The sequence below is a fragment of the Bittarella massiliensis (ex Durand et al. 2017) genome, from assembly GCF_001486165.1.
GTDB lineage: Bacteria > Bacillota > Clostridia > Oscillospirales > Ruminococcaceae > Bittarella > Bittarella massiliensis.
On the sequence record NZ_LN908975.1, the window covers coordinates 340962 to 363863 of the forward strand.

At 57.8% G+C, this 22902-nt stretch carries 20 protein-coding genes, 1 tRNA gene and 1 riboswitch; of the genes, 9 read left to right on the plus strand and 12 right to left on the minus strand.

What is annotated here, in order from left to right; genetic code table 11:
• Window positions 1-44 precede the first annotated feature (44 nt).
• The 6 genes from BN3266_RS02030 to BN3266_RS02055 are packed head-to-tail and all read right to left on the minus strand — an operon-like array spanning window position 45 to window position 7692.
• Window positions 45-581, minus strand: a complete 537-nt coding sequence (locus tag BN3266_RS02030; protein ID WP_059003384.1) for a hypothetical protein — start codon at window positions 579-581, stop codon at window positions 45-47.
• Window positions 578-1327 carry an ECF transporter S component gene (locus BN3266_RS02035; RefSeq protein WP_059003385.1) on the minus strand — a complete coding sequence of 250 codons (750 nt, stop codon included), beginning with the start codon at window positions 1325-1327 and terminating at the stop codon, window positions 578-580. Before BN3266_RS02035 ends, BN3266_RS02030 begins: the two co-directional genes overlap by 4 nt.
• Window positions 1246-2952 (minus strand): ABC transporter ATP-binding protein, encoded by a 1707-nt coding sequence (locus BN3266_RS02040; protein ID WP_059003387.1) that lies wholly within the window; start codon window positions 2950-2952, stop codon window positions 1246-1248. Before BN3266_RS02040 ends, BN3266_RS02035 begins: the two co-directional genes overlap by 82 nt.
• Window positions 2925-3824: an energy-coupling factor transporter transmembrane component T gene (locus BN3266_RS02045; protein WP_059003389.1), complete on the minus strand. Its 900-nt coding sequence runs from the start codon at window positions 3822-3824 to the stop codon at window positions 2925-2927. Before BN3266_RS02045 ends, BN3266_RS02040 begins: the two co-directional genes overlap by 28 nt.
• Complete coding sequence (locus tag BN3266_RS02050; RefSeq protein WP_059003391.1) at window positions 3821-5167, minus strand: DUF4430 domain-containing protein; 1347 nt, start codon at window positions 5165-5167, stop codon at window positions 3821-3823. Before BN3266_RS02050 ends, BN3266_RS02045 begins: the two co-directional genes overlap by 4 nt.
• Window positions 5164-7692 (minus strand): hypothetical protein, encoded by a 2529-nt coding sequence (locus tag BN3266_RS02055; RefSeq protein WP_059003392.1) that lies wholly within the window; start codon window positions 7690-7692, stop codon window positions 5164-5166. The genes BN3266_RS02050 and BN3266_RS02055 overlap by 4 nt, the downstream gene beginning before the upstream one ends.
• Window positions 7693-7836: 144 nt before the next feature.
• A riboswitch (cobalamin riboswitch) is annotated at window positions 7837-8038 on the minus strand.
• 174 nt (window positions 8039-8212) lie between these two features.
• Between BN3266_RS02055 and BN3266_RS02060 the strand changes: the two genes are divergently transcribed.
• A complete protein-coding gene (locus BN3266_RS02060) occupies window positions 8213-8584 on the plus strand; it encodes an iron chaperone (protein WP_059003394.1) in 372 nt (123 codons plus the stop codon).
• 203 nt (window positions 8585-8787) lie between these two features.
• Here BN3266_RS02060 and BN3266_RS02065 read toward each other — a convergent pair.
• A tRNA-Gly gene (locus BN3266_RS02065) sits at window positions 8788-8861 on the minus strand.
• Between the two features lie 184 nt (window positions 8862-9045).
• Here BN3266_RS02065 and BN3266_RS02070 point away from each other — a divergent pair.
• A complete protein-coding gene (locus tag BN3266_RS02070) occupies window positions 9046-9486 on the plus strand; it encodes an EamA family transporter (protein WP_021657870.1) in 441 nt (146 codons plus the stop codon).
• A 707-nt stretch (window positions 9487-10193) separates the two neighbouring features.
• On the opposite strand, the gene BN3266_RS02075 is transcribed toward BN3266_RS02070, so the two are convergent.
• The 3 genes from BN3266_RS02075 to BN3266_RS02085 all read right to left on the minus strand — a co-directional run bounded on the left by BN3266_RS02075 (window position 10194) and on the right by BN3266_RS02085 (window position 13436).
• On the minus strand, window positions 10194-10859 hold the full coding sequence (locus BN3266_RS02075) for a manganese catalase family protein (RefSeq protein WP_021657873.1): 666 nt from the start codon (window positions 10857-10859) through the stop codon (window positions 10194-10196).
• A gap of 92 nt (window positions 10860-10951) precedes the next feature.
• Window positions 10952-12238: a phosphopyruvate hydratase gene (eno, locus tag BN3266_RS02080; protein ID WP_059003396.1), complete on the minus strand. Its 1287-nt coding sequence runs from the start codon at window positions 12236-12238 to the stop codon at window positions 10952-10954.
• Window positions 12231-13436 carry an amidohydrolase gene (locus BN3266_RS02085; RefSeq protein ID WP_059003398.1) on the minus strand — a complete coding sequence of 402 codons (1206 nt, stop codon included), beginning with the start codon at window positions 13434-13436 and terminating at the stop codon, window positions 12231-12233. The genes eno and BN3266_RS02085 overlap by 8 nt, the downstream gene beginning before the upstream one ends.
• Before the next feature lie 145 nt (window positions 13437-13581).
• Between BN3266_RS02085 and BN3266_RS14400 the strand changes: the two genes are divergently transcribed.
• Window positions 13582-13710, plus strand: a complete 129-nt coding sequence (locus tag BN3266_RS14400; RefSeq protein WP_021657876.1) for a hypothetical protein — start codon at window positions 13582-13584, stop codon at window positions 13708-13710.
• A 148-nt stretch (window positions 13711-13858) separates the two neighbouring features.
• On the opposite strand, the gene BN3266_RS02090 is transcribed toward BN3266_RS14400, so the two are convergent.
• Window positions 13859-15274, minus strand: a complete 1416-nt coding sequence (locus BN3266_RS02090; RefSeq protein WP_059003400.1) for a LysM peptidoglycan-binding domain-containing protein — start codon at window positions 15272-15274, stop codon at window positions 13859-13861.
• Between the two features lie 208 nt (window positions 15275-15482).
• Window positions 15483-15992, minus strand: a complete 510-nt coding sequence (gene thiW, locus BN3266_RS02095; protein ID WP_059003401.1) for an energy coupling factor transporter S component ThiW — start codon at window positions 15990-15992, stop codon at window positions 15483-15485.
• A gap of 119 nt (window positions 15993-16111) precedes the next feature.
• On the opposite strand from thiW, the gene BN3266_RS13090 reads away from it, so the two are divergent.
• From BN3266_RS13090 to BN3266_RS13690, 6 genes are read left to right on the plus strand one after another with little or no spacing between them, the layout of a single operon-like run.
• Window positions 16112-17227, plus strand: coding sequence for a glycosyltransferase family 4 protein (locus BN3266_RS13090; protein WP_082671585.1), 1116 nt, complete (start codon window positions 16112-16114; stop codon window positions 17225-17227).
• A gap of 54 nt (window positions 17228-17281) precedes the next feature.
• Complete coding sequence (locus BN3266_RS13095; protein WP_195891591.1) at window positions 17282-18415, plus strand: glycosyltransferase family 1 protein; 1134 nt, start codon at window positions 17282-17284, stop codon at window positions 18413-18415.
• 16 nt (window positions 18416-18431) lie between these two features.
• Complete coding sequence (locus BN3266_RS13100; RefSeq protein ID WP_195891592.1) at window positions 18432-19313, plus strand: glycosyltransferase family 2 protein; 882 nt, start codon at window positions 18432-18434, stop codon at window positions 19311-19313.
• A 2-nt stretch (window positions 19314-19315) separates the two neighbouring features.
• Window positions 19316-20440, plus strand: a complete 1125-nt coding sequence (locus BN3266_RS13105; protein ID WP_075109643.1) for a glycosyltransferase family 1 protein — start codon at window positions 19316-19318, stop codon at window positions 20438-20440.
• On the plus strand, window positions 20437-21630 hold the full coding sequence (locus BN3266_RS02100) for an EpsG family protein (protein WP_075109644.1): 1194 nt from the start codon (window positions 20437-20439) through the stop codon (window positions 21628-21630). Before BN3266_RS13105 ends, BN3266_RS02100 begins: the two co-directional genes overlap by 4 nt.
• Window positions 21631-21645: 15 nt before the next feature.
• Window positions 21646-22884 carry a glycosyltransferase family protein gene (locus BN3266_RS13690; protein ID WP_154668931.1) on the plus strand — a complete coding sequence of 413 codons (1239 nt, stop codon included), beginning with the start codon at window positions 21646-21648 and terminating at the stop codon, window positions 22882-22884.
• The last annotated feature ends 18 nt before the right edge of the window (window positions 22885-22902 follow it).

Consider the following 22902-nt stretch of genomic DNA (forward strand, 5'->3'; position numbering starts at 1 on the left):
CCTGGGACAGGCAGTCTGTCCCGGGGCTCCCCCTTTTGGCCGGTTTAGCGGTAGAAGCCGTACTTGACCTTGATGCGCTCGAGCTTTTGGATGAGGGAGGGGCCGAAGAGGAAGAGGAAGAGGGCGGTCCCCGCCCCGTGGAGGGCGTCGTAGGGGACGCCGGAGAGGTAGAGGAGCCCCAGGGAGGGGAGGGTGAGCCCCATGCCCGAGGCGGGGAGGGCGCTGGCCATCACCAGGGCGGCGGCGTTCATGATCCCCCCGTAGACGATGAAGGTGGTGAGAAAGCCGAAGGAGGCGAGGGTCAGCCCGTCCAGCGGCAGCCGCCTGCGCTGGATGACCAGCCCGCAGAGGAGCCCCAGGGCGCCGAAGGCGTAGAGCCGCCAGCCGAGAAAGCCGCCCCCGCCGTCCCAGCGGTCCGCCAGGAGGGCCAGGGGAACGGCCAGTCCCAGGCAGAGGAGGGCGGCGAGGAAGGGGAGGGGGGGGGGGGAGGGGGGAGGGGGGAGCTGGGTGGGGAGGGGAAGCGAGGGGGGGGGGCGGCCCAGCGGGGCGCGGCTGGGAGCGGGAAAAGGAGGAAGCGTCATGTCGGGCCGCCTCCAGCGACCAGGAGAGGAGGATGGACAGCTCCCGCCCAAAGACCCGCAGCCGGGACAGGGGGCCGCCCTGCCCCCCCCTGCCCAGGCAGAGCCTGTCTCTTATACACATCTAGATGTGTAGAAGAGACAGGCGCCAGGCGGCCCCCGGCGGGGGCCCCTGTGCCCAGCAGGTGGACCGCCAGGGCCGCCGCCACCGAGAGGAGGGTGCAGACCACCGGCCCCTGCACCAGCTGGAATTGGCGGGAGTTGGTGCGGTTGGCGGCGGCGCGGTTGAAGACCAACCCCGCCAGAAAGCCCAGCAGCCCCCAGCAAAACATCTGCCAGGGGGTCCAGGGCCCCTGCATGGAAAAGAGGTTGGCGCAGAGCCGGGCCAGGGCCCCGGTGAGAAACCCCGCCTCGGGCCCGAAGGCGATGCCGGCGATGATGACCAGGGCGGTGCCCGGCTGCAGGGGCCCCGCCAGATAGCCCAGCAGGTTGCCGCAGACGGCCAGGGCCGCCATCATGGCGATCATCACGATCTCCCGCGCCTTGGGCCGCCGCTTTTCGTAGACGAGGAAGAAGGGCAGAGAGGTGTAAAAGACGATCAGCAGGCTGACCAGGAGATAGCGCTGGTCGTCCAGCAACGCCACCCCCGCGAAGATGGTGAGGGGGATCAGCAGAAAGATGATGGCGGCGGAGAGGAGGGTGCGCCGCTTTCTGGCCCGGAGCTGTTGGCGGTCAAATTCATTGCGCACAGTGTGATCACATCCTGACAGGTGACGGCCTCTGCAAACAGGTGGCGGGACATCCGGTTGGCGGAGGTGGTGTAAAAGCTGTTGCCGCCGAAGAAGCGGCGGGGCGGGTCCTGCGAGGCGATGCAGCCGTCGAAGAAGAGGGCGCAGGTGTCCCCGTATTCGGCGCAGAACTCGATGTCGTGGGAGACCATGAAGAGGGTGAGCCCCCGGGCCAGCAGCGACTTGAGCAGCTTGGCCAGAGAGGCCTTGAAGAAGGGATCGAGGCCCTTGGTGGGCTCGTCCAGCAGCAGGATCTGGGGCTGGCGCAGGAGGATCTTGCCCAGGGCCAGCCGCTGCTGTTCCCCCCCGCTCAGGTCGTAGGGGTGGGCGGCGCGCCGGTCGGTCAACTCCAGCAGGGCGAGCATCTCCTCCACCCCCTCCCGGCGGGCGCGGTCGGTGCCGGGGAGGTCCGCCAGGGCGTCGAAGAGCTCCTCCTCGGCGCTGAGCTCGGTGAAGAGGGCCTGGGGGTTTTGGGGCAGCACCCCCAGAGCCAGCCCGTCGGCCACCTTTACCCGGCCGCGGTTTGGCTTGAGCAGCCCGGCGATCAGTTTGAGGGCGGTGCTCTTGCCCGCCCCGTTGCCCCCCAGCAGGCAGTACCACTCCCCACGGCGCACCGTCAGGGAGAGCCCCCGCACCACCTCGTCCTCCCCCCGCCGGTAGCGAAACCAGACGTTTTCCAGGGTGAGGGCGGGCTCCGCCGGGGGCGGGGGGGCGGTGTCCCCCTCCGGGAGGGCGGGCCGGGAGACCCCCTGGGGAAAGAGGCCGTCCAGCCAGAGCCGCCCCTCCCGCACGGTGACGGGGCAGGGGCCCTGGGGCTGCACCCCGGCGCAGATGCGCACCGCCGCCGGCAGGCCCAGGTACATGGGGTGTGCCTGCCCGGCCCGGCTCAACTGGGCGCTGACGGCCTGGGGGGTGTCGAAGGCGGCGATGCGGCCCCCCTCCATCACCATCACCCGGTCGGCCAGGGGAAAGGCCTCCTCCAGCCGGTGCTCGGAGAGGAAGACGGTGGTGCCCAGCTCCCGGTTGATTTTGGCGAGGGTGGCGAGAAACTCCGAGGCGGCGATGGGGTCGAGCTGGGAGGTGGGCTCGTCGAGCACCAGCACCTGGGGCTGCATGGCCATGACCGCCGCCAGGTTCAGCAGCTGCTTTTGCCCGCCGGAGAGGGCGTAGACGTCCCGGTGAAACCAGTCCTGAATGCCGAAAAAGCTGGCCATCTCCGCCACCCGGCGGCGGATCTCGGGGGTGGGCAGCCCCAGGTTTTCCAGCCCGAAGGCCAGCTCGTGCCACACCTTGTCGGTCACCAGCTGGGCGTCGGGGTCCTGCTGTACAAAGCCGATGGCGCAGGCGGCGGTGCGGAGGTCGAGCCGGTCGACGGGGGTGCCGCGGTAGAGGACCTCCCCCCGGCGGTCGCCGTAGGGGGTCATGCTGGCCTTGAGGTGGCGCAGCAGGGTGGATTTGCCGCAGCCCGAGCGGCCGCAGAGGACGGTGAAGGAGGCGGCAGAGAGGGAGAAGCTGACCTCCCGCAGGGCGTCCTCCTCCCGGTCGGGATAGCAAAAGCTCAATCGCTCACAGCGGATCTCTTCCATTGGCGCTCTCCTTTCCAGTCGATCAGGGGGGGCAGCAACAGCAGCGCCCCGTAGGCGGCGGCAGAACAGACAAAGAGGGGGCTTGCGGGGGGAACGGCGATCTTGGGGTAGAAGGCCACCTCCCAGGCGCCGCTGAAGATGCCGGTGCAGGCCGCGGCAAAGAGCCCCCCGATCAGCCCCAGCAGGGCGCCGTCTTGCCGGGTGAAGCGGAAGGTGTGAAAGCTGGTGCGGCCCTTGAGGCCGTAGCCGCGGGCCTCCATCGAGTCGGAGGTGGCGATGGCCGCCTCCAGCGACCAGGAGAGGAGGATGGACAGCTCCCGCCCAAAGACCCGCAGCCGGGACAGGGGGCCGCCCTGCCCCCCCCTGCCCAGGCAGCGCTGCCCCATGGACACCTCCCCAAACCGGGCTTTGAGCAGGGGGACAAAGCGGAGACAGATGGAGAGGGTGAGGGAGAGGGCGGGGGAGACCCGGCCGAAGAGGTAGACCACCTTGTCGGAGCGAAAGAGGGGCCCCATGCAAGAAAACCAGAGGAGGATGCCCCCCATCAACACGCCGGTGGCCAGCCCGTAGAGAAAGGCCTCGGCGGTCATGGGGTTGTCGGCCAGGTAGAAGAGGACGGTGGCCCCCCGGTGGTTGAAGAGGGGGTTGATCAGCGCCGTCAGCACCACCGCCGGCAGGAGGAAGAGGAGGGCCAGCCGCAGGGCGGCCGCCCCCCGCTGCAAGAGGGCGTAGAGGAGGGCCGAGCAGAAGGTCAGCCCCAACAGCAGCGGGTGGAGGGAGAAGACCGAGGTGACCACCAGGGCGGCAAAGTAGGCAAAGGTGACCAGGGGGTGGCAGCGGGCAAAGCCGCCCTCCCGCGGGGGGGCCCTCATCTGCCCCCCACGTCCTTGCCGAAGTCGCAGGTGTAGCACCAGACCAGGGTGTCCCCATCCTTGAGCGGGTACTGGCTGCACCCGTAGTTGGGGAAGGTGCCGTTCACCTTGTACATCCACCCGCTGCCGCTGCCCACCTGTTTTTCGTAGAGGTGGCCGATCCCCTCGATATAGGCGCTGCCGTAGCCCGACTGGCTCTGAAATTCCATCTGGATGCGGTGGCTGCGGGTCACCCGCTTGAGCACCTCAAAGGCGCTCTCCCCCTCCTGGATCTCTACCTTGGTGGGGGGGAGGATGACCCCGTTTTGGGGGATGTAAGGGCGGAGGTTGTCGTCCACCTGGTCGAGTTTGTCCAGCAGGGTGGTGCAGACGATGGAGACGGTGACCGTGGAGGTCTGGGGGGTGCTGGCGCTGTTCCCCCCGGACGGAGCGCCCTGCGACGAGCTGGCGGAACTGCCGGCGCTGCTGGGGCCCGACGGGCTGGCGGGGGCAGAGGAGCTGCCGCCCGCGGGGGTGGTCGAGGGGGTGGAGGGGGCTTCGGGCTGCTCCTCCTCCCCGCTGGGCTGGTCGGGAGCTTCCTCCCCCGCCGCGGGGAGGAGGACCCAGCTCCCCCCCTCCCCCAGGGAGAAGGAGAGGGCCCCCTCCTCCGCCTGCACCGGGCCGGCGTATTCCAGCGCGCCGCCGGTGTAGCGGTAGAGGGCGGCGTAGGCCGTCTCCCCCCCTGTTTTCAGGGAGAGGTCGGCCTGCACCGGCAGGGCCCCGTTGTGGCAAAAGGCGAGGGTGAGGGCAAAGGCGGGGTCCTCTTTCCCCTGCGCTGCCAGCAGTTGGACGATCTCATCGCCCTCCGACCCGCCGGCGACCACCTGCAGGTTGATGGAAGCCGCCTCCCCCAGCTGGTCGCAGGGGAGGGACCAGGTCAGTTCCCCCACTCCCTCGACAGAGAGGGTGCGGGTCAGGGGCGCGCCGCTCTCGGCGGCGGCCTGCAGCTCCTGCGGGGTCAGGCAGTTTTGGTTGGCGCCCTCGGCAAAGCGGGCCCCCTCCTCCGCCAGGGCCTGGGCGGCGGCCGCCCGCTCCTCCTCGGTGGCGCTGTCGCTCTGGGCCAGGGTCTGGGCGCTATTCAGCGCGCGGCGCAGGGCGCCCAGGGCGTTCCAGGAGTATTCGCCGGCGGCGTTCCCCTCCTGGGCGCCGTCGAGAAGGGCCTGGGCGGCCTCGATCTGCGCCCCCAGTTCCCCGCCGCGTTCGGCCGGTTCGATGGTGGTCAGTTTGAAGATCCCCGCCGCGGCGAGGAGGGCAAAAATGCCCACAACGGCCCACAGGCGGGCCCTTTTTTTCCAGGTGCTCATCGGCATCTCCCTCTTGGTTGGTCGGTGCGCGCAAAGGGCGACCGGCGACGGGGCCGGTCGCCCTTTTCAGCGGGTGGGTGCGAACAGTAGACGGTCAGGCCCGGCGGCGCTTGCAGGCGAGGGCCAGCGAAAGGGCGGCCAGCGCGGCGGCCAGCAGGGTCGGCGGTGTTGGCGCTGGCGTCGCCGCTGTCCGTCTCAGAGCTGGGTCCATCCAGCAGGGCGGCGGCCTGCTGGGCCACCTCGTCGGCCAGCCGACCGTTTTGCAGGTACTTCAAGTCCCCTTCCAGGATGCCGTCGCGGTACCCCTGGATCTCCCGGGCGATCGCCAGCAGCTGGGCGGCGTTTTCGGCGGTGACGGGGATGGGCTGCCCGTCCTTCATCAACAACTGGGCGGTCATCAGGTTGACCAGGTCCACCTTGGCCGGGCTCAGGTACTGCTCGATCTCGGAAATTTTGGCCAGGTCGGCGGGGAGCAGTCCCTCCAGCGCCCGGTCCAGCTCCTGGATGAGGGGGCGGCTCTCCAGGGTGATCTCCGCCCCGCCGAGTTTGTCGGCAATCAACTGGGCGGCAGCGGCCATCTGCTCCTCGATGACGGCCACCCGGGCGCGGCTGTCGGCCAGCCGCTGCCGGTTGGCCAGTTTCTCCCGCTGGGCGTCGGCGAGGGCTTCATAGCGCGATTGCAGGCTGTCCACCGCGGCGCGGTCGCCGGAGGTGAGGGCGGAAAGGGCGGGCAGGGCGGCGATGTCCTCGTCCAGCTTCTGGACGATCGCCTCCTGGCGCAGGGTCTCGATGGCGGCGGCCGCCTTTTGCAGGGTGTCGGCGCCGGTGATCTGCGAGCGCTCCTGGGCGGAGAGGGCCTCGTAGGCCGAGAGCAGGGCGCTCACCTTGTCCGCGTCTTTCAGGGTGAGGGACGAGAGGTCGAGAGAGGCGATGCCCTGGTTGATGCGGGCGATGGGGTCGGCGGTGGAGAGGGACAAGATCTCTTCCAACTTGCCGTGGTTTGTCACTTTGGCCTGTTCGGCGGCGGGGAGGGCGCGGTAGCGGCTCTCCACCCGCCGGGCCTCCGCCAGGTTGATATAGCGGTAGGAGGCGGCGTCGGGCAGCCGCTCGATCTGGCGCTGCACATCGGCGGCGGTGATGGCGGTGTCCCCCTTGTTGCCGTAGCAGTAGAGGTAGCTGGCGTCGTTGTACCAGACCAGCGAGCCGTTGGGGGCGATGGCGATGCTCTGGGTGCAGTACTGGCGGCGGCCGATGCCCGGGACCACCTCGACCTGGGGAGCGGTCTGGCCCTCCCTGTCCTTTAAGATGAAGAGGTTGTCGGAATTCTCGTTGGCCACAAAGTAGAGATAGACCTGGTTGCCGTTTTCGGCGCTGGCGTAGGCGGTGGTCAGGGCGGCGGAGCCGGCGCTGTTGACGGTGCCGGTCTGGTAGAGGGTGGTCATGGTGTTGACGTCGACGACAAAGACCGGCATCTGCGCGCCAAACCCCTGGCCGGCCAGGTAGAGCCGGTCGTTGTAGATGACCGGGGAGGACTGGGTGTCGCCCCCCGAGATGCCAGCCGTCCACTCCCGCAGGCTGGCCTGGTCCAGCTTGCCGTCGGCGCGCAGTTTGTAGCTGCGCACCGCCGCCCCCGCCGTGGGGTGGCCGGAGGAGAGGTAGACGCGGCCGTCCTTTTCATAGTAAAAGGGGGTGGAGCGGGCGTTGTAGCCGCTGGGCAGCGAGAAGGTGTCGGCCACCGCGCCGGTCTTGTAGTTGACCGACCAGACGGTGCTGGAGCCGGTATAGTTGGCGTCGGTGAAGACGGCGTAGTCCCCGGCAAAGGCCACGCCGTTTGTGTTGAAACCGGCGTCGGAGGGGGAGGCGACGGTCCAGTTTGCGGCTTTGACCTCGGTGGTGCTGGCGGGGTTTTCGTCGGCGGTGTCAAAGCAGGCGTAGACCCCGCCGGTGCGGTAGGAGCCGGTGAACACCCGCCCGTCGTGGCAGATGACCGGGCTCTGCATGGCCGAACCCGGCAGCTCCTGGGTGACGTAGAGCTGCTCGAGGGTCTCGGCGTCAAAGACGCGCAGGAAGTTTTTCTGCACCCCGGTGGCGTCGGCATCCAGGTTGTTGATCTCGCAGGGGACGAAGATTTTGCCGTCCCCCGCGCCCAGGATCATGGTGTACTGGTTGTGGGCTGCGCCGAAGACCGGGGCGCTGGCCACCTCTTTGCCGCTGTCCAGCTCGTACTTGCGCAGGCGCTGGAAACTGTAGTTGTAGACGTAGTTCCCCAGGATGACCGGGGTGCCCGACGAGTCGGTCCATCCGGTGGACGGGCCGACTTGCTTCTCCCACTTGAGCTCGATCTCGCCGGCGGTGGTGGGGGTTTTGGCGTCGGAGACGCCCTTGAGCCCGTCGGTCCCTAAAAACTGGGGCCAGCCCAGTTCTGTCGACGGCTCTGCCGCCAGGGCGGACAGGCTGCCGGAGGCGCAGAGGCAGAGCGCCAGCAGTGCCGCTGCCGCCCGCTTTTTTACAGAGATGTTTCCCATTTTCTTCTTCCTCTCGATGGTCGCGGGGATGACAGCTGGGGGAGGACGACAAAAAAAGACCGTCGTCCGACGGCCTTTCGTGCAAAAAGGGCGGGCGCAGGGCGGCCCAGCCTGTTTTGGCACTTTTGTCCTCGGCCGGAACTACTCATACACCCTGTTGCGGCAGGTCTCCTGACTCGGATGTCTCCCTACTTTCCAACCCGCCTTCCCAGGCCCAGATGCCCAGTGGCGGCAGCAAAGCTGCCGTTGGATTTCGCCATCCTCACAGTAGCGGCGACTGTCACGGATTTTCACCGTGTTCCCTCTTGCTCGCCCCCGAGGGGCGACCACAACGAACCATTCTGTTTTTGATGAGACCACTATACCACGGCCCTGGCCCGCAAGTCAATTTGAAGGGGGACTTTGCCGGAGATGCGCGCCTGGAAAGTTTTGTTCCCGGCTGGACGGGCCACCTTGCCGCCGGCTGGATAACGGCGGGGCGGCTGTGAAAAATAAGGGGGAGGGAAAGGAGGGGGCGCGTTTGACCCCATTCACAGCCTATTTGGAGGGGCTTGAGACGGTGCGGCAGCGGGCGGTCCTCGGTGAGGTCCTGCGCTGGGTGGGGGAGAAGTTTCCCGATTTGACCCCTAAAATTGCCTGGAACCAGCCGATGTTCACCGACCACGGCACCTTTATCATCGGCTTTAGCGCCGCAAAGGCCCATCTGGCGGTGGCCCCGGAGAGGGCCGGGATCCTCCGCTTCTCCGGCGCGATCGAACGGGCGGGGTACCGCCACAGCAAGGAGCTCATCCGCATCCCCTGGGGACAGGCGGTGGACTTTGCGCTGCTGGAAGAGATCATCCGCTTCAACGTAGAGGACAAGCGGGACTGCACCGCGTTTTGGCGGGGGTAAAACCGCTCGCCGCGCCGATCGATTTCCCTGCCGGGGCAGAGAGGCGGGGGCCTGCACAGGGAAAAAGAAAAAAACCCGGCGCAGATCGCGCCGGGCGTTCCCGTCTGGGGTCTATACCGTGAAAAGGTGCCCGCCGCAAACCTGCGAGAAACGGCAAAACGAAAAAATGAGCCCGAGCGCGAATGCGCCCAGGCTCAGACTGGTGGAGCAGGCGATGGGAATCGAACCCACAACCTCAGCTTGGGAAGCTGATGTTTTACCACTAAACTACGCCTGCACCTGTAAGTGCTTTACTATTATAGTACGGCTTGCCCCCAAACGTCAAGCCCCGGGCGAGAAATTGCAAAAAAATTCCCCTTTCCCGCCCCTTCGACAGGGCGGGGGGCAGCTGTGGGAAAAAGGGCGTTGTGCGCGGGCGGAAAAGGTGCTATTTTAGAGGGGAGAAAGAGGGGGATCGAGCGATGAAAGAGGCAAAGGGGGAGAAGCGGGTGTGGATTTTGTATGCGGTGTTGTCGGCGGTGTTTGCCGCCCTCACCTCGATTTTGGCCAAGGTGGGCATTGAGAAGATCGATTCCAACCTGGCCACCGCCATCCGCACGGCGGTGGTGTTGGTGATGGCCTGGGGGATCGTCTTTCTCACCGGCGCCCAGGCGGGGCTGCGGCAGATCGGCGGGCGCAGCATGGTCTTTTTGGTGCTGTCGGGGCTGGCCACCGGGGCCTCCTGGCTGTTTTACTACAAGGCCATCCAGATGGGGGAGGTCTCCCGGGTGGTGCCCATCGACAAGTTCAGCGTGGTCATCACCATGGTGCTGGCCTTCGTCTTTTTGCACGAGAAGATCACCCTGAAGACCGCCCTGGGCGGGGTGCTGATCACCGCGGGGACCTTTGTCATGATTTTGTGACCCGGCCTCGGCCGGGAGAGCGGTCGGGCCGCCCCTGACAAAGGCGGGCAAAAGGCGGGAGAGGAGCGACACGGCTCCCTCCCGCCTTTTTCTGTGCCCTGCGGGCGCGCGGGGGCGGCGCGCCGCGGCCGGGGAGGGGGGAAAACGCCCCCCTTTTGCAAGGCGGGCGCACGGTGCGATTGCCTTTTTGCCGGCAAGCAGTGTTGTCGGCCTTTCCTGAAGGCGGAAAACCGCCGCCCACAAGGGGCTTGCCGTTGGCCAAAGGCGGACCGGATCCTTTCGAGCTCCCCTCGGTCTCCCCCCGTTTTCCGCGCAGACGCGGTCGCGGCAGGTACGGCCTGTGACGGGGGCCTTCCCCATGGGGGGCTGGTGTCGGGGCATAGGGGCTGTTGCCGCCGGCATGGCGGTCCGGCCCGTCTGGGACGCGGACAGTGTTTTGCGGACCGCGTTTGGGGCATCTCCGCCCATTTTTCGCTTTTTTGTCCCCCCTATCCCCACAGGATGGGACGGAGCGGGGGAAAATGCGGGGAGAAAGGGAAAACACCTTCTGACCATCTGCCCGTTTGCCCCGCTTTGTGCCCCCACGCGCTGTTGGAGAGGCGGCTGCCGGGCGGCGGGAAAAGGGAAAACGGCACCGCCAAAGCGATGCCGCTTTCCGACAGGGGGGAGATTTTCCTGTGGGCTGCCCTCGCCCCCCTTTGCGGGGACTAGATGTTGAAGCTGGGCGGCTGCTTTTTGGCCGGGTCAAAGGACTGACCGCCGGGATAGGACAGGTCAAAGTAGATGCGGGAGTCCACTGTGGTGCCCCACTCCTTCTGGCTGCCGGTGTCCTGAATGCGGTTGAAGGCCTCGCGGAACATGGTGTTGTGGGCCTCCTCCCGGTTGAGGAGGAAGTCGATGGTGTCCCGCACCCCCTTGTCGTCGATTTGGCGGTAGAGGTACTGGTAGACCACCTTGGCCCGCTGCTCGGCGGCGATGTCCGAGAGGATGTCGGCTGCCAGGTCGCCGGTCTCGTTGACGTAGGCGGCCGTCCAGAGATAGCCGGAGGCGTTGGCCAGCATGGGGGTCAACCCGGTGAGGACGTGGGCCTCCACGTTCCCCACGGTGGCGTGGGCGGCGTCCAGGTCATGGCCGTTGAGCAGGTTGACCGCGGTGGCCACCATCTCCATGTGGCAGAGCTCCTCGGCGGCCACGTCCAAAAACAGGTCCTTGATCTCCGGGTCCTTGATGCGCATGCTCTGGGACAGGTACTGCAGGGCGGCCTTCAGCTCGCCCTGGGGCCCGCCCAACTGCTCCTGCAGCATGGCGGCGTAGTTGGGGTTGGGCCTGTCCACCTTTACTTCGTGAAGCAACTTTTTGTCGTGTTTGAACAACGTTTCTTCCTCCTTTGGCGCCAGGGGCGCAGCTTTTTTTATGGGGGGACGGTCCGCTCTGCCGGCCCCCCGCCGGTATAGAGAGGGGGCGCTTACCGGCCCAGGCGGCCAAGGGTCGCCCGGCGGCCCAGCTCCTCTTCAATGGCGAGCAGGCGGTTGTACTTGCAGACCCGCTCGCTGCGGGCGGGGGCGCCGGTCTTGATCTGCTCGGCCGAGAGCCCCACGGCGAGGTCGGCGATCGAGGTGTCCTCGGTCTCGCCGCTGCGGTGGGAGAGGATGGCCCGGTAGCCGTTTTGGCGGGCCAGGGACACCGTCTCCGCCGTCTCGCTGAGGGTGCCGATCTGGTTGGGCTTGACCAGCACCGCGTTGGCGGCCCCCACCTCGATGCCCTGGCGCAGTCGGGCGGGGTTGGTGACAAAGAGGTCGTCCCCCACGATCTGCACCCGGCCGCCCAGGCGGGCGGTGAGGGCGGCGAAACCGGCGAAGTCGTTCTCCCCCAGCGGGTCCTCCAGGGAGACGATGGGCCAGCGCCCGCAGAGGCCGCACCAGTACTCGGCCAGCTCTCCGGGGGTGAAGGGCTGGCCCCGCTTGGGCAGCCGGTACCCCTCGCCCTGGCTCCACTCGCTGGCCGCCGCGTCCAGGGCGATGGACAGGTCCTGCCCCGGGCGGTAGCCGGCGGCCTCGATGGCCTGGCAGAGCAGGGCGAGGGCCTCCTCGTCCCCCGGCAGGTCGGGGGCAAAGCCCCCCTCGTCCCCCACGGCGGTGGAGAGGCCCCGCTCCCGCAGTAGGCGGCCCAGGCTGTGGTAGACCGCGACGCCCATCTCCATGGCCTGGGAAAACCGCTTTGCCCCCACCGGCACGATCATGAATTCCTGTACGTCCAGGTTGTTGCCGGCGTGGGCGCCGCCGTTTAGGATGTTCATCATCGGCAGCGGCAGGGTGCAGGCGGCCGCCCCGCCCAGCCAGCGGTAGAGGGGCAGCTCCCGCGCGGCAGCGGCGGCTTTGGCGCTGGCCAGGGAGAGGGCCAAAATGGCGTTGGCCCCCAGGCGGGACTTTGACTCGGTGCCGTCGGCGTCGAGCATGGCCCGGTCCACCGCCAACTGGTCGTCGGCGTCCAGGCCGGTGAGGGCCTGGGCCAGCGCCCCCTTGACATGGGAGACGGCCCGGGTCACCCCTTTGCCGTCAAAGGGCTCTCCGCCGTCCCGCAGCTCCCGCGCCTCAAAGGCCCCGGTGGAGGCGCCGGAGGGCACCATCGCCTCCCCTGTCGCGCCGCAGCGCAGCCGCACCCGGGCGGCGACGGTGGGGTTGGCCCGGGAGTCAAAGACCTGCCGGCCGCTCACCCTGCAGATGGCGGTGGGAAAACACGCTTTTTCATCCATTTTTTCGTCCTCCTTGTGTCGTGTCCTGGCGCTCCTGCCGGTGGTCGTAGAGCACTTCGCCCCCGATGAGGGTGTAGAGGGTCTCGGTGAACACCTCCATGGGGTTGCCGGAGAAGACGGCGATGTCGGCGTCCTTCCCCGGCTCCAGGGTGCCCAGCCGGTCGTCCACCCCGCAGATGGCGGCGGCGTCGCAGGTGATGGCCCGCAGGGCCCGCATGACGCCCAGCCCCTCCCGGGCGGCGATCCCCGCATAGATGGGCAGGTACTGGAGAAGGGAGACCGGGTGGTCGGTGGTGATGGCCACCGTCACCCCCTCGTCGGCCAGGAGCCCCGCGGTCTTGAAATCGGCGTACTGCACCTCCACCTTGTTGCGCGAGGCGATGGAGGGCCCGACGATGGCGGGGAAGCCCGACTCTTTGACCTGCCGGGCGATCAGGTGGCCCTCGGTGCAGTGGTCCAGGGTGAGGCGGAGGCCGAACTCCCGCGCGATGCGGATGGCGGTGAGGATGTCGTCGGCCCGGTGCGCGTGGGCCTTGAGGGGGATCTCCCGGCGGAGCACCGGCAGCCAGCACTCCTTGCGAAAATCCTCCTCAAACCCGTCGCCGCTTTTTTGGGCGGCCTCCTTTTTGGCCAGGTAGGCCTGGGCGGCGGTGAGCTCTTCCCGCAGCATCCCGGCAATGCTCATGCGGGTGGCGGGCATCTTGCTCTGGCCGCTGTAGTTGGTTTTGGGGTTCTCGCCGAAGGCGACTTTCATGGCCGCCGGGGCCAGCACCACCATCTCGTCCACACTGCGGCCGTCGGTCTTTAAAAAGGCGAACTGTCCCCCCACCACATTGGAGCTGCCCGGGCCGATCATGGCGCCGGTGATGCCCGCCCGCACGGCGTTGTGAAAGGCCGCATCCATGGGGTTGATGGCGTCGACGGCCCGCAGGTAGGGGGTGATGGGGTCGGTGGTCTCGTTGCAGTCGTCCCCCTGCAGCCCGGTCTTCTCCTCGCTGATGCCCAGGTGGCAGTGGGCCTCGATGATGCCCGGCAGGACCCAGCCGCCGCCGGCGTCCAGCACGGTGGCCTCCGCCCGCTCTTTGGCGGTGCAGTGGGTGTCCACCCGCAAAATTTTGCCCTCCTCAATAAGGACACAGCCGTTTTCAATGGGGTCTTCGCACATGGGGAAGACCCGCCCATTTTCAATGATCAGCACGCTCTCGCCGCCCTTCGAGTGATTCCTTGTTTTGGCAGTATTAGCATGGCTTTTTCCCCCTCTTTTATGCGGTGGAGGCTGCATAAAAAGGCGGCGAAGGGCGGATACTAACAGCGTACTTTTGAGTGGAAAGGGGGGTCAATTCATGTACGAGCAGAATCAGCAGAACCAGCAGAGCCAGCAGCAGAAAAAACAGCAGCAGAACCAGCAGAATCAGCAGCAGAAAAAGCAGCAGCAGAATCAGCAGAACCAGCGTCAGAACAACAACGACTAGTTGCCTGACGATTTGAGGGCCGGAGCCTTGAACCGCTTTTTTTGTGAGGGCGGCTCAGGGCTCTGACTATTTTTCCCTCCTTTTAAAAAAGAAAAGGGGTATGTAGGGGGGCGGCGTTTCGCCCCCCTATCACCTGTTCTGCCGCGCCTCAGTTGAGCTTGAGCACCTGTCCGGGGTAGATGAGACGGGGATTTTGCAGCTCGTTGATCCCGGCGAGGCGGTTGACGGTGGTGCCAAGGCGGGTGGCAATGGCCCAAAGGGTGTCCCCCCGCTGTACGGTGTAGGTGATGGCCCCGCCGCTGGTGGCGCTCGCCTGGCCCGCGGAGATCCGCAGCACCTGCCCGGGGTAGATGCGGTTGGGGTTTTGGATGCCGTTTTCGCTGGCAATGGCCGAGACGGTGGTGTCAAAGCGACGGGCGATGGCCCAGAGGGTGTCCCCCCGGCGCACGGTGTAGGTGGCGGCGGACACGGAGGAGCGGTCGACCGCCGCGCCGGAAGAGGCGGCCCCGACCCGCAGCACCTGCCCGGGGTAGATGCGGCTGGGGTTTTGGATGCCATTTTCGCTGGCAATGGCCGAGACGGTGGTGCCGAAGCGACGGGCGATGGCCCAGAGGGTGTCCCCCCGGCGCACAGTGTAGGTGATGGGCCCGCCGGAGGCGCCGACGGTGCCACTGCCGGCGTGGCCGGGCAGGCGCAGCACCTGCCCGGGATAGATGAGGTTGGGGTTTTGAATGCCGTTGAGGGAGACCAGTCTCCCCACGGTGGTGCCGAAGCGGCGGGCAATGGCCCAGAGGGTGTCCCCCCGCCGCACGGTGTAGCTGCCGCCGTCGGACACCGGTGTGGGGGCGGTGACGGTGGGCAGGGGGGCGCTGTCGCTGCGCAGCAGGGCCTGGGTGAAGCGGTCTAGGTCCACCCGGCCGGAGATGCCGGGCACCTGGCCGTCGTCGGCGTACTGCCAGCCGGCCCAGTAGGTCCAGACGTTCCCGGCATTGGGCTGGTCGACCCCGTACTCGGCGACCCACAGCGGGTAGGAGGCAAAGCGGCTGTCGAAGACGTCCCGGGCGTTGGAGGCGTCGGCATAGATGGCGCATGGCTTGCCGGTGACCGCTTCCAGCTCCTCCAGGAAGGCCAGACCGACGGCGCCGATCTCCTCCCGGCTCAGGGAGCCAAAGGCCTCAAAGTCCATGGCCAGCAGGCAGTCCGGCTGGGTGCCCCCGGCCAGCGAGGCGAAGTAGCGGGCCTCCTGTCGGGCCTGGTCGGGGGTGCGGGCGGTCACATAGTGGTAGAGGCCCACCAGCAGCCCGGCGTCCTTGGCGCGGCGGTAGTTTTGCCGGTAGAGGGGGTCTTGGTAGTCGCCCCCCACCCCGGCGCGGATATAGACCATCTCGACGCCGGAGGCGCGGACGGCGGAAAAGTCGATGTCGCCTTGCCATTCGCTCACGTCAATGCCGCGGTATTCCCGGCCGGGGGCCGGGTCCAGGGCAAAGGCGGGCAGCGCGCAGCCCAGACAGAGCAGCGCGGCGAGCAGGGCGACAGCCCATTTGCGTAAAGGGCGGTCAAACACGATCGATCCCTCCCGTTTGGTGTAGATTTGAGGTGCGCGCTCGGCGCACACCACCAGTTTATGAGCGGGGGGAGGGGCGGGTGTTTTGGGGACGGCAGAGCAAACCTCTTTGGGGGCAAAAAGCGGAGGGCCGGGTGGAAAAGTCCATCCGGCCCTCCGCTTTTACAGTCGGCGCAGGGAAAGAGTGAAGGGCGGATCTGTGGGGCGTTTAGCCTTCCACAGCCTTTTGCAGCCGGGTGAGCACCTGCGCGCGCTGCAGGGCGCCCATGAGCAAAACGGCAATGGCGGTCCCGCCCAGGCTGGAGATGCCAAAGGGGAGGACGTAAGCGAACAGGGCCGTCTCCTTGGCCATGACGAGGGTGGCCAGCGGGTAGGCGGCCAGCGCCCCCAAGAGACCGGTGCCGACCAGTTCGCCCAGATAGGCCAGGGGGAGCTTTTTGCCGAATTGGTAGAGCAGCCCGCAGAGCAGGGCGCCGCACATGCTGCCGGGGAAGGCGAGCAGGCTGCCGGTGCCCAGCATCACCCGCACCAGGCTGGTGCAAAAGGCCATGCCGACCCCGTACCAGGGCCCGAGAAAGACACCGGCGAGGATGTTGACCAGGTGCTGTACGGGAAAGCACTTGGAGGCCCCCACTGGGATGGAGAGGGGGGAACAGACGACGGCGACAGCCACCAACAGCCCGGCCAAGGCCAGCTTGCGGATACGGGATGAGTTCAAGAAAAAGACTTCCTTTCTGATATTGTTTTAAAATATGCTGGATATGAATTAATTGCTTTTTTATAAAAGGTATCATATAATTATTAAAATATAAAGCATGCCCTAGTGGAGGGAAAATTTTGAAAAAGGTTTTGTTTGTGTCACATACCGCCAATTTTTCTAAGTTTAATAGACCATTTATGAGGTGGTTTCATGAGCAAGGATTTGAGGTTCACTATGCATCGGCTGGAGAAGAAAGGGTGCTTGACTGTGACAAGCATTTTACAATTCCTTTTGAAAGATCGCCATTTTCTATTCGGAATTTAAAGGCAATTTATAGTTTGAGAAAGATTATTCAAGCAGAAAACTATTTACTAGTTCATTGCCATACACCGGTTGGGAGTGTAGTAGCACGTTTAGCGGCGAGAACAGAAAGAGAAAAAGGAACAAAAATTGTTTATACAGCGCATGGTTTTCATTTTTTTAGAGGGGCACCTAAAATAAATTGGCTTCTTTTTTATCCAATAGAGAAATTTTTGTCAAAATATACAGACTGTATTGTTACTATTAATCAGGAAGATTATGAACTGGCTTCGTCAAAGTTCCACTCAAAGCTGGTAAAGAAAATAAACGGTGTAGGCGTTGATCTCAGCCGGTTTACCCCTGTTGATGAACAAACAAAACGAACTTTTCGGAGGGAGCGAAACTACAATAACGATGATTTTATCCTGATTTGTGTTGCAGAGTTTACAAAAAATAAAAATCAACAGTTGATTATTCAGGCTGCAGAAAAGTTGGTTTGCAAGATACCTTCTTTAAAAATAGTCTTTGCTGGGTGTGGTGAATATCTCCAAGAATGCCGTGCCCTTGTAATGTCTTTAGGCCTTGAAAATTTTGTGGAGTTTGTGGGATACCGCAAAGATATAGAAAAATGGTACAACATAGCCGATGTGGGTATTTCGGCAAGTTTACGAGAAGGCCTTCCTATCAATATTGTAGAAGAGATGGCGAGTGGATTGCCTGTTATCTGTGCAAGGATCAGAGGACAAATCGATGTGGTAACAGATCAGAGGAACGGATATTTATATGATACAGATAATGTGGATCAGTTTTGCGCGGCGGTTTTGAAATTGTATGAGAATAGAAATAGCCTATTAAATATAGGAAAAGCTTGCCGAGAAGATGCACAATTATATTCAGTCGCAGATGCGATCGAATCGATGGCAGACATTTACACTCAAGTATTAGAAAAATAGTGTTTAGATTATTTGTCCTGGATTTTTAATGGACGAAAAATGGGAGTGAGTCAGATGCCGCTTTATAGTTCAACTGGGCCAATTAGGGTTCTGCAGGTCGTGACAATAATGAATCGGGCTGGTCTTGAAACTATGCTAATGAACTATTATAGGACGATAGATCGATCAAAAGTCCAATTCGATTTTTTAGTTCACCGCAAAGAAGCTGGTGCCTATGATGATGAAATTCGGGCTTTGGGAGGGAAAATTTATCAACTTCCTCCAATTACTTTAACGACGTTGTCTTCCTATCAAGATTTAGCGGTTGCATTTTTTAAACAGCATCCTTACTATAAAATTGTGCATTCCCATCTGGATGCACTTTCTTCTTTACCGCTTCGGGCTGCTCAGTCTGTAGGTGTTCCTGTTAGAATAGCACATGGACACAACAATAATTTTGCTGTTGATTTAAAATTTCCTATGCGGATGATTTTAAAGAAATCTATTCATAGATATGCTACTGATTATATGGGTTGTTCACCAGAAGCGTTGCAATTTATGTTTGGGAAATATGGGGAACAAGGTGTTGTTTTGAAGAATGCGATAGATACGAGTAAATTTGTATTTAACTCTTCTACGAGAAACACTGTTAGAGAACAACTAAAGCTTACAGATGAGTTTGTTGTAGGACATGTAGGGCGTTTTTCTGCTCAAAAAAACCATATGTTTCTTTTGGAGGTTTTTTCCCAGCTTTTGAAAAGAAGGCCTAATAGCATTTTGATCTTAATTGGTGAAGGACAACTGCAGGAAAAAGTAGAAAAGAGAGCCAAGGAACTTCACATTGAAGGAAAGCTCCTTTTTATGAAGTCTCAAAATAATGTAAATGAGTTAATGCAGGCAATGGATGTTTTTGTTTTGCCGTCTCTATTTGAGGGGTTGGGAATTGTTCTGATTGAAGCGCAAGCTGCGGGGCTTTCCTGTTTAACAAGTCAAGGAGTCGTCTCCGAGGAAACGAGAGTAACGGAGTTGATACATTATCTTCCGTTAAAAGATGGGGCAGCTCGGTGGGCTGAGGCAGTAGAAAACATGTATGTAGAACGCAAAGATCGCAAAGATATGTCAAAAGAAATTGTATCTTCGGGTTTTGAAATTAAGAGAAATGCACAATGGCTGCAGACATACTATTTAAATAAATTGGCAAGTAAATAGAGGGGAGTGGGAGAAGTTGGGTATTCCACTTGTGACTATTTTCACACCAGTGTATAATCGCGCATATATCGTTGAAAAGCTGTATCATTCATTGAAATGTCAAACGATAAACGATTTTGAGTGGATTGTAGTTGATGATGGTTCGACTGATAACACTGAGGAAGTCTTAGAGAGAATAGAATCTGATGAACACAATTTTTCTTATCGCCATGTCCGACAAGAGAACGGCGGAAAGCACACTGCAATTAATCGTGGAGTTTCTCTTGCAAAAGGAGATCTATTCTTTATTGTTGATTCAGATGATGTTCTAACCGCAGATGCAATTGAAAAGATATATAAGTATTCTAGTACAATTTCTGAACAGGACTCATTTGCGGGTTTAGCGTTTTTAAGAGCTTCTCTAGATGGCTTAAAAATCATTGGAACTACTTTTGAAGGGATGCAAAGAGACTTTACTTCTCTTGAGCGAATGAAGAACGGAGTATATGGAGATAAGGCGGAGATATACTATACTAAAGTTTTAAAAGAGTTCCCGTTTCCTGTTTATAGAGGAGAAAATTTTGTAACAGAAGCATTAGTGTGGAATAGAATAGCGGCGCAGGGTCTTAAAATGAGATGGGTTAATGAGGCAATTTACTTATGCGACTATCTAGAAGATGGATTAACTCATCATATAGATGAATTATTGATTCGCAATTTTAATGGATATACAGAATATGCTAGAGAACTAGTATATTATCCTCAAACATGTTTAAAAGAAAAACTAAAGACCATTGGTATGTATGCCTTAAGGGGAAGAAAAAAAGGATTGACGTACAAGAATCTCTCATCAAAAATTGGAGTTTCGGCCTTTACTTTATGGATAATGGGTGTATTAGCAAAGATGTTAAAGAGGTAAAAATGAAAGAGAAAGTATATGTTCTTCAAGTTTTAGAAGGGCTCCATGCAGGTGGAATGGAAACTTTGATTATGAACTATCTTCGCCAGATTGATCATACATCAGTGCAGATAGACTTTTTGGTGTTTTCTGGACCATCTCATTATGATGAAGAGGTTGAGTCTCTTGGATCAACAATTTATCGTTTAACACCGCGCAGAACCAACCCCATTAAGAACTATTGGGAAATTGATCGCTTTTTTTCTAGACATCTTGAATATTCTATTGTCCATATTCATCAGGGGATAACCTATTTTAAACCGCTTAACTCTGCATATAAACATAAAGTGCCGATTAGGATTGTCCATAGTCATGGCATTGATATCCGATATCGTACAAAGTTACGTTGGTTTTATCATCATTATGCAATCCCTCATATATGTAAAATGGCGACCAACTACTTTGCGTGCTCAGATGATGCTGCAAAACAAATGTTTGACACTAAGATTATTGATAGTAAAGCTTACTATTTAATGAAAAATGCAATAGACATACAAAGATTCTCGTTCAATTTTGAAACTCGTAGAGAAATGAGACAAGCTCTTCACATTGAGGGTAAGCATGTTATTGGGCATATAGGGCGTTTTGATTATGCAAAGAATCATGATTTTTTAATACGGCTTTTTTCCGAGGTCAATAAGGTTGACACTGATTCTTTGCTGTTGTTAATTGGAACAGGGGAAAACTATGAGGCCATACAAAAAAAAGTGGATGAGTATGGACTAAAAGAAAAGGTTCTTTTTCTGGGAGTGAGGGATGATGTACACAGACTTTTACAAGCAATAGATGTGTTTGTTCTTCCCTCTCGTTTTGAAGGGATACCTTTTGTTGGTATTGAAGCACAGGCGGCCGGGTTGCCCTGCATTTTTTCTACTAATGTTGATCGAAATATTGATGTTACAGAGACGAGCAGTTTCTTATCTTTGACGGATTCTATAGACAATTGGGTAGAGCAGGTGCTGTCTGCTTTTCAAAAGGACAGAATAAGCGTAACTAGAATATTAGCTGATAAAGGGTATGATATTAAAGTAGAGGCAAAAAAGCTAGAGCGTTTTTACCTTCGGAAAGGAGAGCCAATAGACAGATGATTATTTATAGCTTAAATATCCTTTCGATGGTATGCTTTGGTGCATTATTTGGTGGGCTGTGTCCGACGAATTCCTACTGCTCAGGTCATTTGTGCTCTTTAAACTACGAGAAAAAAAGAAAGTTTTTATGTATATTGTTTAGCAGTCAACTTTTTTTAATTTCTGCCGTTCGAGTAGGAATGGGGCTGGACTATGGAAGTTATCGCAATATTTTTTTGGAGATTTCTTCTTTACAAATCAAAGATTTTTTGCAGTATAATATTGAAAAAGGATATGCGCTTTTAAATGCTGTTCTGTGTATGTTTACACAAAATTTCCAATGGGTAGTGGTCTTAACGTCATTGGTCATTTGGTCACTAATCGGAGGAGCTATTTACAAATACAGTAAATATCCAGCGCTGTCATTTTTGCTGGTCACATCTTTCTTGTTTTATTTTTCACTAAGTGGTATTCGTCAATCTATCGCTATTGCAATAACCTTAATAGGTTTTAATTACTTAAAAGACAAAGAATTTTGGAAATATATTATTGTAATATTTATAGCAATGATGTTTCATTATACGGCAGCAATTATGTTCCTTGCATACCTGTTCCATCGTGTTAAGTATAATAAGAAATCTATAGTTATATTATCTGTCGTTTTCCTAACGCCGCTTCTCTTTGCCAAACAAATTTTTGTTTTATTTACAAAAATTATACCGAAATATGCACATTATGGATACGGCGAAAGCTTACAAATGTATGTAAAGGGGATGTCCTGGAAATCAACGATTATTGCTATATTCATCTTCCTGGTTATGCTTCTTTTCCATAAGAGAATGGTTTTGATTGATAAAAAAAATTCAGTGTACTTGCATTTGTCGTTTTTGTCATTGCTGATAACACTGTATCAGACCAAAATCAATGTTATGGATCGATTTCCATATTTTTTAAATATTTATATTGCTTTTAGTTTTCCGTTGCTGATTGAGTGTTTTGATCAGGCGTTTTTAAAAGATATAATTTATAAGATGTTTCCAGATAAAAAGGCAAATATGATCTACATTAAGTTGGTCAGCAAGGTGAGTGATCAATTTTTACAAAGAGTTATGGCAGTAAGTATAGCGCTATTTGCAGTAGCGTATAGTTTTTATGTTTGGAGCAATAATTACTATGGAATATTACCGTATAAGTCTATTTTTTCTTTTTAATTTTGGAGAGGCACAATGAAAATTCTATTTTCAGTTGGAGGATGTCTTAGACAGAATAGTTCTGCAAATTTATGCCATTCGGCGTATATTAGAGGCTGTATTGAAAATGGGCATACAGTTGATGTAATATCGCTATCTGATCGAGATTGTCAAATTGATAAATCAATTTCACTCCCTCATGCAAGAAATTGGTATTATTATAATGGGGCAGTTTATTCGCACTTAGCAAGCTTATCTTCAAAGCATCGAGTGAGCGATTCCCCAACGAATAAGTCGGTTGATATTGCCAAACCGAGTATGAAGTCAAGGCTGATTAAAGTATTAAAAGATAAAGTCGTGTCTTTATATGGTGTATATGGATTAGAAAAAGGATGGGTAAGAAATGCAAGGCGATTTTCTTCTAATGAAGTATATGATTTAGTTATCTCTCTTGCTACCCCACCTGCAAGTCATCTTTTGATAAGGCAACTTATTCACGCAGGTAGAATAAAAACAAAATATTGGTGCCAAATATGGGAAGATCCTTGGGCATCGGAGCTGTATGTGGATAAAAAGCTTTCTAAAAAAAGAGTGGCGGAGCGAAAAATAGTAGCTTGTGCAGATAAGGTGTTATATGTTAGTCCGCTAACTTTAGAGTATCAAAAAAAGCTATACCCGGAAAGTGCAGGTAAAATGGATTGGGTTCCTCTCCCGTATTATTATAAGGAAGAGGGAGAAAAGAGAGAGGGAATAGGGATAAAACGCAATCCGCTTTTGGGTTACTATGGGGACTATGACCCGAAAATAAGAAATTTGGAACCATTTTATAGAGCAGTAAGAGATTTGAATTTGCAAGCTAATATTTTTGGAAATCCAGCTGGCCTTTTTCAGTCAACTGAAAAAATACATGTGTCTCCAAGAGTAAGTTTGCAGACGTTAAGTTTGGCAGAAAAAGAGACAGATATATTGGTGTTTCTCTGTAACTTAAAGGGAGGGCAAATTCCAGGAAAGATATATCAATATTCTGCAACTTCGAAACCAATATTGTTTATCCTTGATGGTACGGAAGCAGAAAAAGAAGCCTTAAAAAAATATTTTAGAGTTTTTGATAGATATGTCTTTTGCGAAAATACAGAAGAGGCTATTCAGGAAGCAATCACCAAAATGATTGATCATAAGCAAGATGATACAAGGATAATCAATCGAGTTGTTGAGGATTTTAGCCCTGCAAATATAGCGAAAGAAATTATTGACTGCTGTTGTAGAAATGATTAGAAAAGGAAAGGATACTCC